The organism is Pacificimonas pallii, from assembly GCF_019204005.1.
Lineage (GTDB): Bacteria > Pseudomonadota > Alphaproteobacteria > Sphingomonadales > Sphingomonadaceae > Pacificimonas > Pacificimonas pallii.
Genome location: NZ_JAGSPA010000002.1, coordinates 617,248 through 630,286, shown reverse-complemented (window position 1 = coordinate 630,286; position 13,039 = coordinate 617,248). Strand labels below are relative to the sequence as shown.

Annotated in this window: 11 protein-coding genes; 9 read left to right on the top strand and 2 right to left on the bottom strand. The window is 61.6% G+C overall.

From position 1 onward, the window contains the following. Positions 1 to 70: 70 nt before the first annotated feature. Positions 71 to 2,047 (top strand): CHASE3 domain-containing protein, encoded by a 1,977-nt coding sequence (locus tag KCG44_RS08135; protein ID WP_218445487.1) that lies wholly within the window; start codon positions 71 to 73, stop codon positions 2,045 to 2,047. 20 nt (positions 2,048 to 2,067) lie between these two features. On the opposite strand, the gene KCG44_RS08130 is transcribed toward KCG44_RS08135, so the two are convergent. Next, positions 2,068 to 2,868 (bottom strand): DUF815 domain-containing protein, encoded by an 801-nt coding sequence (locus KCG44_RS08130; RefSeq protein WP_218445486.1) that lies wholly within the window; start codon positions 2,866 to 2,868, stop codon positions 2,068 to 2,070. A 60-nt stretch (positions 2,869 to 2,928) separates the two neighbouring features. Between KCG44_RS08130 and yajC the strand changes: the two genes are divergently transcribed. Genes yajC through KCG44_RS08110 form a run of 4 tightly spaced genes read left to right on the top strand, consistent with a single transcriptional unit; the run spans position 2,929 to position 6,248 of the window. Continuing rightward, the gene (gene yajC / locus KCG44_RS08125; protein WP_218445485.1) at positions 2,929 to 3,261 is read left to right on the top strand and encodes a preprotein translocase subunit YajC; all 333 of its coding nucleotides are present in this window, start codon (positions 2,929 to 2,931) and stop codon (positions 3,259 to 3,261) included. Positions 3,262 to 3,291: 30 nt separating this feature from the next. Continuing rightward, positions 3,292 to 4,890, top strand: coding sequence for a protein translocase subunit SecD (gene secD / locus KCG44_RS08120; protein ID WP_218445484.1), 1,599 nt, complete (start codon positions 3,292 to 3,294; stop codon positions 4,888 to 4,890). Further along, positions 4,887 to 5,843, top strand: coding sequence for a protein translocase subunit SecF (secF, locus tag KCG44_RS08115; protein ID WP_218445483.1), 957 nt, complete (start codon positions 4,887 to 4,889; stop codon positions 5,841 to 5,843). The genes secD and secF overlap by 4 nt, the downstream gene beginning before the upstream one ends. Before the next feature lie 24 nt (positions 5,844 to 5,867). Next, a complete protein-coding gene (locus KCG44_RS08110; protein ID WP_218445482.1) occupies positions 5,868 to 6,248 on the top strand; it encodes an Mth938-like domain-containing protein in 381 nt (126 codons plus the stop codon). Here KCG44_RS08110 and KCG44_RS08105 read toward each other — a convergent pair. Continuing rightward, the gene (locus KCG44_RS08105) at positions 6,241 to 7,395 is read right to left on the bottom strand and encodes a glycosyltransferase (RefSeq protein ID WP_218445480.1); all 1,155 of its coding nucleotides are present in this window, start codon (positions 7,393 to 7,395) and stop codon (positions 6,241 to 6,243) included. The two genes, KCG44_RS08110 and KCG44_RS08105, sit on opposite strands and share 8 nt — an antisense overlap. Before the next feature lie 89 nt (positions 7,396 to 7,484). On the opposite strand from KCG44_RS08105, the gene KCG44_RS08100 reads away from it, so the two are divergent. From KCG44_RS08100 to ligA, 4 genes are all read left to right on the top strand, one after another. Next, entirely contained in the window at positions 7,485 to 8,267 is a 783-nt protein-coding gene (locus tag KCG44_RS08100) for an outer membrane protein assembly factor BamD (protein WP_218445479.1), read from the top strand. Between the two features lie 66 nt (positions 8,268 to 8,333). Next, on the top strand, positions 8,334 to 9,998 hold the full coding sequence (gene recN / locus KCG44_RS08095; RefSeq protein WP_218445478.1) for a DNA repair protein RecN: 1,665 nt from the start codon (positions 8,334 to 8,336) through the stop codon (positions 9,996 to 9,998). Positions 9,999 to 10,017: 19 nt separating this feature from the next. Further along, a complete protein-coding gene (locus KCG44_RS08090) occupies positions 10,018 to 10,941 on the top strand; it encodes an alpha/beta hydrolase family protein (protein WP_369411948.1) in 924 nt (307 codons plus the stop codon). Then, positions 10,938 to 13,037 carry an NAD-dependent DNA ligase LigA gene (ligA, locus tag KCG44_RS08085; RefSeq protein ID WP_218445477.1) on the top strand — a complete coding sequence of 700 codons (2,100 nt, stop codon included), beginning with the start codon at positions 10,938 to 10,940 and terminating at the stop codon, positions 13,035 to 13,037. Before KCG44_RS08090 ends, ligA begins: the two co-directional genes overlap by 4 nt. The last annotated feature ends 2 nt before the right edge of the window (positions 13,038 to 13,039 follow it).

Here is a 13,039-nt window from a genome sequence, read left to right as displayed (position 1 = left end):
GAATAATATTGATATAAAACGTCTTGAAGTCCACCTTTGCGTCTTACGCGTCACCTGATAATCACTATGTATGGCAGGTGAGCGTGAACGACGGGGTACTGAGCGGCTCTGGGTCTGGGCCCTTGTCCTGGGGATACTGGCTGCCGCCCTTGTCGGTATCGCCCTTCTGGCGGCTGCAGGATACCGCCAAACGATCGGTGACGACAGTGCGCGCATGCGTGCCGCCGACCTATATGCGGAAAGCTATCAGACGATTATGGCGGCGGAGGGTGTCTATAACGCCCTACAGGACGCGGAACGCGGACAGCGCGGCTATGCGCTTACGCAAAATCCGGAATTTCTTGAACCTTATCGCGACAATGTTTCCCTTGTGGCGCCGCGTCTGGCTGAGTTGGATGATCTGGCGGCGAAGAGCGAGACACAGGCTGCGCGGGTCATGGTCCTGCGCCGTATCTCCGACCTGAAGGTGCAGGAGATGGCCGAAGTCGTGAAAATGATCGAGGCGGGACAGCAATCGCGGGCGGAACGGGAAATCGCCTCGGGCTATGGCCGCCGCCTGATGATCGACATTCGCGACATTATGACGGAGCTTCGCGAAGAGGAGCAGCTTCAGCTCGCCGAGCGGGGCACGGCAGTCCAGAAATCAGAGCGGGAGCTTGCAAGTTCGATCGCGGAACTGGCGAAACTTGGCCTTGCCCTGTTGATTGTCGCCTTCCTGGCGCTGATCGGTGTCGCCGCGCTTCTGATCCGCGCCAGACGCGCACTGCGCCGCGAATTGGTGGTGGAGGAAGAAAATGAGGCGTTGGAGGAGGCCGTCGTCGCGCGCACGCGGGAGCTGGTTGACGCGAATGAGCGTCTGATTGCGGAGGCGCAGTCACGCGAAAGTGCGGAAAATCGCCTGCGGCAGGCGCAGCGTATGGAGGCGGTCGGACAGCTGACGGGGGGCATTGCGCATGATTTCAACAATATGCTGGCCGTCGTCATTGGCAGCCTCGACCTGCTGCGCCGCCGCACAAAGGACCAGCCGAAGCTGCACAAACTGATCGACAACGCCCATGAAGGCGCCGACAGGGCCGCGACGCTGACAGCAAGGCTGCTCGCGTTTTCAAGGCAGCAAAGCCTGAAACCGGAAGCGATCGATCCGAACGCACTGGTGCTCGGAATGGAGGAATTCCTCACCAGGACGCTGACCGAGACGGTGCATATCGAGATAGACCTGCATGAGGATACGCCGCACGTATTCGCGGATGCCGCCGAACTTGAGAATGTACTGATCAATCTTGCCGCCAATGCGCGCGATGCGATGCCAAAGGGCGGCGTGCTGACGGTTTCGACCGAGAAATATGTGCTCGAACGTGAAAAGATTTCCTTTGGTCAATCACTTCAGGCCGGAACTTACGCCAAGATATCGGTTGCGGATACCGGTGAAGGTATGCCCCCCGATGTTCTTGCCAAGGTATATGAACCGTTCTTCACCACAAAGCCGGTGGGGAAGGGAACCGGCCTGGGGCTTAGTCAGGTGCAGGGCTTCGTGTTGCAGTCGGGCGGATCGATCGAGATTTTCTCCAAGCCCGGCGAGGGGTCGCGCATCGATCTCCTCCTGCCCGAGGGCAAGGCCGTTACCGGCGCGGACGCCGGATATGCCCAACCGGATATGGAGCAGGAACTGCCTGAAGCGCGTGAAAGCGAAACGATCCTCGTCGTCGAGGATGAGGCGCAGCTGCGCGCGTTGACGGTCGATGTCCTGCGAGACCTTGGCTACGTCGTGCGGCACGCATCGTCGGCCAGCGAAGCGTTAACCGCACTGGAAGAGCAGCCGGTCGCCGCGTTGTTGTTCACCGATATCGTGATGCCGGACCTGTCTGGCGAGGAGCTTGCCCGCACGGCGCTTGCGAAAATACCGGAACTGAAGCTGCTTTACACGAGCGGCTATACCCAGGCCGCGGGTGTCGATGCCGCGCGGCTGAACCCACCGGCGGAGCTGCTGCGGAAGCCCTATCAGGTGGATGCCCTTGCGCGCGCGGTGAGGCGCGCCCTCGATGGCTAGCCCCGGACGGAATGAAGATATCAGGCCGTTCGTCCGGAGACGTCCGTGATATAATGGTGCGCAACCCTGCCTGAGCGGGCGCCGCGCTCCGTTGCGAAGCGGACGGCTTCGGCGGCACTGATAGTGACGCCGGCCTCGGCGGCTAGTTTTTCGCAAATCGAAAGATAATCCTCCTGCGAACAGGCATGGAAGCCGAGCGAGAGGCCGAAACGCTCTGACAGGGCAAGCTCGTCATCCACCCGGTCGCGCGGATTAACGTCCTGCCGGTCATCATCGCTGGCGAGTTTGCGCCTGACCAGGTGGCGGCGATTGGCGGTCACCGCGAGGCAGCAATTGTCCGGCCGGGCGTCGAGACCGCCATCGAGGATCGAGCGGAGCACGCGTGCCGCGGCATAGTCGTCGATGCCAAGATCGTCGATGAAAACAAGGAAGCGGCGCGGCACCACAGAAAGTTGCCGGAAAATGTCCGGCAGGTCCGTCAATCGGTTGGCCTCAACCTGAACAAGCGGCAGGGCGATGTGCGCGGCGGCGGCCCTGACGAGCGCGCTTTTCCCCATGCCGCGGGCACCCCAAAGGAGCGTATCATGTGCCGGTAAGCCGGCGCCGTGCCGCCGAACATTTTCCAGAAACGCATCCCGCTGGTCATCGATGGCGGCAAACGTATCGACACGCATGGCGTTCATCCGCTGAACCGGGCGAAACCCCTCGGCAGACCAGACATAAGCGCGCGCGCCCGTTAATATGGTGCGGCGCGGCGGCGGCGACAGTCTTTCAAGGGCATCCGCGATGCGGCCAAGATTGATCTCATCTGTCACTTGCATTGCACCTCTTCGTTCCCGCGCCTAAGTAGCGCCCGCACACACACAGCCAAGAGATATACGATGTTTTCCTTTCCAGCATATGCGCAGGCGGGCGGCGCAGGCGGCACCGGCGGCTTTCTCAATGCGATCATGCCGCTGCTTCTCATCATCCCGATCTTCTATTTTCTGCTCATCAGACCACAGCAAAAGCGCATGAAAGCGCACCGCGCGATGGTGGACGGCGTCAAGAAGAACGACACTGTGGTTACCGCGGGCGGACTGATCGGCAAGGTCAAGAAGGTTTCCGACACGGAAATCGATGTCGACCTTGGCAATGGCAACATCGTCAAGGTTGTTAAAGGCACGCTGTCTGAGGTCCGTCAGCCCGGCATGCCAAAGGCAGCGAACGACTGATGTTGGCGAGCCATAGACGGGTGCGCCCGGATGCTTGATTTTTCAAAAACGAAGGTCTGGGGGATCATCATCCTGCTGGCCGCGGGAATTTTCTTCGCCGTGCCGAATGCGTTTCCGGAAAAGCAGGTTAGTGCCTGGCCGGAATGGGCGCCGCGCGCGCAGATGAACCTGGGCCTTGATCTTCGTGGTGGCAGTCACTTGCTGCTCGAAGCGAATTCCGACAGCCTGTTCGAAACCCGCCTTGAAAGCCTTGAAGACAATGTCCGCGTGGAGATGCGCCGTGCCGAAGGCGGCGCAATCGCGATTGGTGACGTTTCGCTGCGCGGTGACCGGCTTCGGTTCATGGTTCGCGATGCCGCGCGGGTGGACCAGGCCGTCGACATCGCACGCGGGCTGACCCAGGCTGTTGGCGTCACCGGTGCCCGCGATTATAATGTCACCGTTGAGGACGATAACCGTCTTCTGTTCACGCCGACGCCTGAGGGCAAGGCGGACGCCGTGAATGTCGCCATGCTACAGGCGGTGGAAGTCATCCGCCGCCGTATCGACGAACTCGGCACCCGTGAACCGACCATTATTCGTGAAGGCGACGACCGCGTCGTCGTCCAGGTGCCGGGCCTTGACGATCCACAGGCACTGAAGGACCTTCTCGGGAAGACCGCGAAGCTTGAATTCAAGATGGTCGATGTGGACGCCGACGCGCAGCAGATCGCGTCGGGCCGCGCGCCTCCGGGTAGCGAACTTTTGATGAATGCGGACATTGGCCAGCCCATGGCCGTGAAACGCCGCGTGATTATTTCGGGCGACCAGCTGACCAATGCCCAGCAGAGTTTCGATCGCGGTCAGGCCATCGTCAATTTCAACTTCGACGCGACGGGCGCGCGCCGGTTTGCGCGCGTCACACAGCAGAATGTGGGCAAGCCTTTTGCCATTATCCTCGACGACGTCATCATTTCCGCACCGACCATTCGGTCGCCGATCCTGGGCGGCAGCGGCCAGATTTCCGGCAATTTCACCGTCGAAAGCGCGAATGAACTCGCGATCCTGCTCCGGTCCGGCCGGCTGCCTGTCGAACTGAATGTCATCGAAGAGCGGACGGTCGGTCCCGATCTTGGTCAGGATTCCATCGACGCTGGCGTCTTTTCCTCGATCCTGGCGGTCGCGCTCGTCATGTTGTTCATGGTTGCCACCTACGGACGGTTCGGCATTTATTCCTGTATCGCACTCGCGCTGAACATGACCTTGATCGTCGGCGTGATGAGTTTGCTTGGCGCAACGCTGACGCTGCCGGGACTGGCGGGCTTCGTTCTGACCGTCGGTGCGGCGGTCGACGCCAATGTGCTGATCAACGAGCGCATCCGCGAAGAGCTGCGCAAGGGCCGGCGCGTGATGGATGCGGTGAAGACCGGCTATGAGCAGGCCTCGACAACCATTTTCGACGCGAACGTTACCAATATCATCGCGGCGATCATCATGTTCTGGCTCGGTTCTGGCCCCATCAAGGGTTTTGCCGTGGTGCTGACGATCGGCATCGTAACCAGCCTTTTCACCGCGGTGACGGTCACACGCATGTTCGCCTATTTCTGGTTTTCCAGGCGTGAGGGCCGGATCAAGGAGCTGCTGATATGAGACTCGTGAAGCTGGTTCCTGATAATACAAATATTGGTTTTGTTCGCTGGCGTTTCGTGGGCGTTGGCGTGACGCTCATTCTGATTGCGTTATCGATCTTTGGCCTCGCGACCCGGGGCCTGAACTACGGCGTCGACTTTGCCGGCGGACTGAAGATGGAAGTCGGCTTTGAACAGCCAGCCAATGTCGATGATGTCCGCAGCCGCATCGGCGCCCTCGGCATCGGCAGCGCGACGATTCAGGAAATTGATTCTGCGGAAATCATCTCCATCCGCGTCCCTTTGCAGGAAGACGACAATCCGGACGCGGCGAAGGCCGTTGAAGCCCAGGTGCTGGGCGCGATCATGGAAGCATATCCAGACGCAAGCCTGCGCAGCCAGGACGTGGTTTCGGGCAAGGTTTCCGGCGAGCTCATTCGTGACGGTACGCTCGCCGCGATCGTGGCTATGATTGGCGTGGCGATCTTTATCTGGGTTCGTTTCGAATGGCAGTTCGGGGTCGGGGCGCTCGTCGCGCTCGTCCATGATGTGGTGATTGCCCTTGGTATCTTTGCCTGGACGAGCCTGGAGTTCAATCTCAACATCATCGCCGCACTGCTGACGATCATCGGCTATTCGCTGAACGACACCATCGTGAACTATGACCGGATTCGCGAAAATTTGCGCAAGTACCGGAAAATGGAAATGATTCCGCTCGTCGACCTGTCCGTCAACGAAATGCTTGCCCGCACTGTCATGACGTCATTGACGATGGCCGTCGCTCTGATCGCACTGATCGTCTACGGCGGAGAAGCGCTGTTCGGCTTCACGCTTGCGATGCTGATCGGGATTATCGTTGGGACCTATTCGTCCATTTATGTCGCGGGTCCGATTCTAATCTGGCTGGGCGTCGGCCCGGACAGTTTCCTGCCAGAGGACACAGGTGCCGCGGAACGCGTATCCACGCGGCCATAAAGGTGCAGGACAGCTTTGGATATCATGGCGTTTGAGGAAATCCACGGACCCGAAGGCGCAAAGCGGATCGAAGCGGTCAGAGGAAACATGTTCGTGGTTGGCGGCGACGCGCAGGCGGGTGCTTTCCTGATCTGGCCGGCTGCCATTGTGCCCGCCGATATTCCCGATCTGTCAGCGCTGAAACTGGCGGATTTCGAAGCCGTCCTTGCCATCGATCCCGCGCGGGATGTCCTGCTGATCGGCAGCGGCGCGCGGATGGCGTGGCCGCCCCTTGCCCTGCTGGAGCAGCTGCGCGCCCGCGGCCTTGGCCCCGAGGTGATGGATTCGCGGGCCGCGGCCAGAACCTATAATCTACTGGTCGCGGAGGACCGTCAGGTCGCGGCGTTGATTCTGCCGCTTATTTAACGGTCTGGCGGATTGAATTGAGATGCTGGAACAGCGTTTCAGTGTTGCGCGCCCACGAAAAAGGTTCGGCGGCCGCCCTGATCGCCTGAATATTGCGGGGCCGGCTGCGAAGCTGCCTGACCGCGCTGGCGAACCGCGCCGCTGTCGCCGTGACTGGCACCAGCACACCGGTATCGCGCGTGACCACCTCTGCCGCACCGCCGACATTTGTCGTGACGACAGGCGTGCCGCAGGCCAGGGCCTCGATCCAGACATTGGCGAGGCCCTCGCTTTCGGACGAGTGCACGAGCGCCTCGGCGGCGGCCAGTCGCGGGGCGAGTTCGTCGTGCGGGCGCCGACCGAGCAACGTGACGCGGTCACTCACGCCGAACGTCTCGATCGCGCTTTCAAGTGCGCCGCGTTCCGGGCCCTCGCCCAGAATCTCAAGCCGATATTCGGGCAGGTGCACCATCATTTCGATAAGAAGCAGATGTCGTTTCAGGGGGACAAGATTGCCAATGGCAAGAAGCAGCCCCGCCTCGCGGGTGATGGATTTATCGGGGGCGAAGCGGGACAGATCGACACCGGTATAATGGACGGTGATGCGTTCCAGCGACAGGCCGATCCGGCTCATATCTGTCCGCAAGGACCGGCTGACCGCCAGCATCCCGTTCGAATGCCGACCGGCTCCGACCATCTGGCGGCGCGTGAAGTTCCTGCGCCCCCAATAGCGGATGTCGGAGCCGCGTGCCTTGATGGAGTAGGGCAAATGGAGCGCGCGGCTGATTTCATGCGCGGCAACGGAATCGGGGAAAAAAAACTCGCAGTCGATGACGTCGAACGGATTTGCCTGATGCAGCTGACGGGCAAGTGGCACGACGGCCCTTGCCAGCGACTTCGCATTCCACCGCCAGCCGATGAACGGCACGGACGCGTAGCGCGGGTGATGGACGCTGAGGCCGCCGCGTTCATCGCGTTCGGGGATGTCGCGAAGGGCGCTGTACGGCGCACCTGGCACGGGAATGGGAAAGCGAGCCACGGGCGCGATCACTTCCACCTCCACATCATCTCTTGCCGCCAGGCGCTCCGTCTGACGCGCGCAGAAGCTTCCCAGGTCCGGCTGGACCGCATTTGGATATAATGTGGAGAGGGTCAGTACGCGCAACATGCCCCCTATTCCCTAGCGGGTGACGCAAAGGAGCGCCAGCGTATGATGGTGGTTGGCGAATGCCGGATGAAAGGTTAGACGCACACCTCATGAAGCTCTTTTCCGTCCTCAGGCATCCGCTGCCGATTACGATTGCCGCCGCACTCACGCTGTCCGCCTGCGCAGGCAAGAACGCAGCGGACGGCGTCATTGACCGCAAATATGTCGCTCGCGATGTGGCAACCCTCTACACCTTTGGTAAGGATAGCCTCGATGCGGGGCGTTACCGTCAGGCCGCTGCCATATTTGACGAGGTCGAGCGCCAGCACCCTTATTCGGTATGGGCGCGCCGCGCACAGTTGATGAGCGCATTCAGCTATTACACGGCACAGGAATATCAGGATTCCATCTCTGCCGCGCAGCGGTTTCTCTCGCTGCACCCCGGTAACAAGAACGCGCCCTATGCCTATTATCTGATTGCGCTTTCTCATTATGAACAGATCGAGGATGTCGAGCGCGACCAGCAGACGACGCTGCGGGCGCTCAACGCCTTGACCGAGCTGACGCGGCGCTATCCGAACACACGCTATGCCTCCGATGCGCGGCTAAAGATCGACCTTGCGAACGACCATCTGGCGGGCAAGGAAATGACGATCGGCCGCTTCTATCAGGAACGTCAGCAATATATCGCCGCCATCAAGCGGTTCGAAAATGTGGTGGAACGGTACGACACGACCAGCCACGCACCGGAAGCGCTGCACCGCATGGTGGAGAGCTTCCTGCTGCTGGGTATTCCCGAAGAGGCACGCCGTACGGCGGCGGTGCTCGGCTCGAACTATCCCGGCTCAAAATGGTATGAACGCTCGTACAAGCTGATCCAGAAGCACGGATAGTCCGCCGGTGCGCGGAGGCCCATTTCCGCTATTGGTTGCCACTTTGTTCTGGTCTAGACCGCCCGCATGCTGACGGCGCTGACCATCAATGACGTTTTGCTGATCGAGACTCTGGATCTTGATTTCGCCAGCGGCCTTACGGTGCTGACCGGGGAGACCGGCGCGGGCAAGTCGATCCTGCTGGATTCGCTCGGCCTGACCCTTGGCGCGCGGGCGGATAGCGGTCTTGTCCGGGCGGGCCAGGACCGCGCGCAGGTGTCCGCGACATTTTCCGCCGGGCCTGATCATGTATCACGCCGTCTGCTTCAGGCTCAGGATATCGATGTCGGAGAAGATGAACTGGTCCTGCGCCGGGTCGTGAAGGCCGACGGCGGTAGCCGGGCATGGGTTAATGACCAGCCGGTATCGGCGGCGCTGCTGCGGGATATCGGCAGTGCGCTGACGGAAATTCACGGACAGCATGATGAACGCGGCCTGCTGGACGCGCGGGGCCATCGCGACCTGCTGGATCTATATGGCGGCCTTGACGCGCCGAAGGAGAAGGTGCGCAGCGCACATGCGGCGCTGAAAACTGCCCGCAAACAGCTTTCCGAGTTGCAGGCGCGGATCGCCCGCGCCGCCGAAGACCGCGAATGGCTGGACCATGCCATTGATGAAATCGAGGCCTTTGGCCCCGTCGCCGGTGAAGAGACCGAACTGGCGAAAGAGCGTGCGGACATGCTCGCCGGGCAGAAGATTGCCGAGGATCTGTCGACGATCGATAAGGAACTGAGCGGTTCCAAGGGCGCGCTGGCCGGACTTCGCGGTGTCGCGCGGCGGCTGGAACGGATTTCAGACGTGCATGAATCGCTGGCTGAGGCGCTCGGTGCACTCGACCGCGCATTGGTGGAAACCGATGATGTGGAGACCCATTTGCGCCGCGCCGCCGAAGAGATGGCCTATGATGAAAACCGGCTGGATGATGCCGAGGAGCGGCTGTTCGAGCTGCGGGCACTGGCGCGAAAGCACAATGTCGCGCCCGAAGCGCTGGGCGATTTCCTTGTCTCGCTGACGGAACGCCGCATGGCGCTGAATGAAGGCGACGCAAATCTCGCCATTTTGGAAACCGAGCTCCGTGACGCTGAAGCGGCCTATGTGAAGGCGGCGGCGGCGCTCACAGCCGCGCGGACGACAGCGGCCAAGGGGCTGGATGCCGCCGTGGCAGCGGAGCTGCCGCCACTGAAGCTGGACGCCGCAAAATTCCGGACCGTGATCTCGTCTCTGCCGCGGAATGCGCAGGGCGCCGATGGTGCGGACGAGGTGCAGTTTGAAATCTCCACCAATCCCGGATCCGATTTTGGAGCGCTGATCAAGATTGCTTCCGGCGGTGAGCTGTCGCGGTTCCTGCTGGCGCTGAAAGTCGCCCTGGCGGCGTCGGGCGATGCCGGAACCATGATCTTCGACGAGATCGACCGGGGCGTCGGCGGCGCGACCGCAAGTGCGATTGGCGACCGCCTGGCACGTCTGGCCGGCGACGGTCAGGTGCTTGTCGTCACACACTCGCCGCAGGTCGCGGCGCGGGGTGACGCACATTTCCGGATTTCCAAGCGGCAGGTCGATGCGGGCACGCGGACCAGCGTTGTCCCGCTGAGCGCCGGAGAGCGGCAGGAAGAGATCGCCCGCATGCTGTCCGCGGCCGAAGTCACCGAAGAAGCACGCGCACAGGCGGCAAGACTGCTAAGCGGAAACTGATCAAGAATGGGGAGCCGATGTGAAGCCGATCCTGCTGGCCGCCGCACTGACGGGACTCGTCGCGGCTTGCGATGCCGCACATTTGCCGGACCCGGTTGGAGAGACAATGTCCACAATGCTGGGACATGAGGATGTGCGCATCATGCCGCGCACGGAGCCCGATGCGGTAATCGCGTACGGCGACGCGCCCATGCAGATGGGAGAGCTGCGCCTGCCGGATGGCGATGGCCCCTTTCCAATCGCGGTGGTGATCCATGGCGGGTGCTGGACAAGGGCCATTGGTGCCACACAGGAATATATGGCACCGCTCGCGGCGGCGCTGACGGCTGAGGGCATTGCGACGTGGAATGTCAGTTACCGCCAGCTGGGCGATGAGGGTGCCGGCTGGCCGGGGACGTTCCTAGACTGGGGCAGGGCGGTGGATCATGTCCGCATTTTGGCGCAGGATTATCCGCTCGACCTCGACCGGGTGTCGGTATTCGGTCATTCGGCAGGGGCACATGCCGCGCTGTTTGCGGCGGCCCGCCACAGATTGCCGCAGGATAGCGAGATCCGCGACGGCGACCCGCTGCGCGTGCAGGCGGCCGTTGCGATCGATGGCCCCGGCGATCTGGCGCGGGGCCGTGACGCCGCGGCCGCGATCTGCGGCACGGACGGCATTGCGGGCGTGATGGGCGGTCTGCCGGATGAGCAGCCTGGCCGCTATGCGCAGGGGTCGCCCGTCGCGCTGCTGCCATCCGGTGTGCGGCAGCTGGTCGTCGCCTCTGTCATCATGCCGCATGGGCAGGGCGCGGACTATGCCGCTGCGGTACGCGCCAACGGCGATGACGTCACGCTGATCGCGATGGAGAATGCAGGGCATTTCAATATGATCGCGCCTGGAACTTCGTCCTGGGATGAAGTCATGCCCGTTTACCTACAGTTCGCCAGGATGCAGCCATGAGCGCCGATAAGGAAGCCGCTGCACATGCGGAACATGCAGCGCTGACGGCCGAGATAAAGACGGCGAATCTCGCGTACCGCGATGCGGCACCGATACTGACCGACGGCGAATATGATGCCAAGGTCAGGCGTGCGCTGGCGCTGGAGGCGGCATGGCCTGCCCTCGCGGCCGGGTCTGTTACGGAAGAGGTCGGGGCAGCGCCGTCCTCGTCATTTGAAAAGGTAACGCACGCGCAGCCGATGCTGTCGCTCGACAATGCGTTTTCCGATGAGGACGTGACGGAATTCATCGCGCGCGTGCGGCGTTTCCTGTCCCTGGCTGACGATGAAGAGATCAACCTGCTTGCCGAGCCCAAGATCGATGGGCTGGCCGTATCTCTGCGATATGAAGATGGCATATTGGTGCGCGGCGCGACGCGCGGCGATGGCCGCGTTGGGGAGGATGTCACAGCCAATTTGCGAACCGTTGAGGACATTCCCGAGACACTGCCGGATGCCCCCGCTGTCCTTGAGGTGCGCGGCGAGGTCTATATGTCGAAGGCTGATTTCGCCGCGCTGAACGAGCGGCAGATCGCGGCGGGCGGGAAGATATTCGCCAATCCGCGCAATTCCGCCGCGGGCTCGCTGCGTCAGCAGGACCCCGCGATAACGGCGGGTCGGCCGCTTAGATTCTATGCATATGGCTGGGGAGACATATCCGAACTGGAATTGGAAACCCAGTCGGACGCGATGCAATGGCTGGCCAGTATGGGTTTTCAGACGACTGAGCGCAGGCATGGTGATGCCGCCGCGATCCTGGAATTTTATCACCAGATCCAGCGCGAGCGTGGTGACATGCCATATGATATTGACGGCATTGTCTACAAGGTCGACCGATTGGACTGGCAGCAGCGGATGGGCAGTGTCGGCCGTGCGCCGCGCTGGGCCGTCGCCCATAAATTCCCGGCCGAGCGGGCCGTTACGCGCCTGCTGGGCATAGATATCCAGGTCGGGCGCACGGGTAAGCTGACGCCTGTCGCGCGGCTGCAGCCGGTCACGGTTGGCGGCGTCGTCGTCACCAACGCGACGCTGCATAATGAGGACGAGATTGAACGTCTGGACGTAAGAGTCGGAGATCGCGTGGAATTGCAGCGCGCCGGTGACGTCATTCCGCAGGTCCTGGCGCAGGTATCTGACCCTGATGATCATGCGCGGCGCCCAAGGTTCGAACCGCTTGAAACCTGCCCCATTTGCCACGCGCTCGCGGTACGGGAACCCGGCGAAGTCGATCGCCGCTGCACAGGGGGACTGACCTGCGAAGCGCAGCGCGTCGAGCGGTTGAAACATTTCGTCCAGCGCCGCGCGGTCGATATTGACGGTCTCGGCGAACAGTCGATCCGGCTGTTTTTCGAGAAAGGCTGGCTTGAGGGACCGGGCGATATCTTCCGTCTGGTGGATCGCCAGGCGGATATCGCCGCGCTTGAGGGTTGGGGGGCGCAGTCGGCTGCCAATTTGGTGGCGAGCATCGAAAGCAGCAGAGCGGTCGCCTTGTCGCGCGTTCTTTTTGGCCTCGGCATTCGTCATGTTGGCGAAATCACGGCCCGTGATCTGGCGCGCGCATATGCGGACTGGGGGACGCTGAGGACGCAGCTGGACAAGCTGGTCGCACATCGCGCCGCGTTTCAGCCGCAACTGGGTGAAACGGAAGAGAAGGCGCAAAAACGTGCCAATGAAGCGCTCGCCGCCGAAATTGGCATTGCGGGAATTGGACCCGAAATCGCGGCGGCGCTGACCGATTTCTGGGCGGAGGCGCACAACCGGGACACCGTGGATGACGTCATGGCGTCAATGAACGTGCAGCCAGAAATATTTGAATCGGTGGCATCTTCGGTCTCAGGAAAAACGCTGGTGTTTACCGGAAAGCTGGAGGATGTGTCCCGCGATGAAGCCAAGGCGCAGGCGGAAAGATTGGGTGCCAAAGTATCCGGGTCGGTCTCTTCCAAAACAGATTTGCTGATCGCTGGTCCGGGGGCCGGTTCGAAGCTCAAAAAAGCGGAAAGCCTCGGTATTGAAATTATCGACGAGGCCGCATGGCTTGGTATCGTGGCGGGCGCATGATT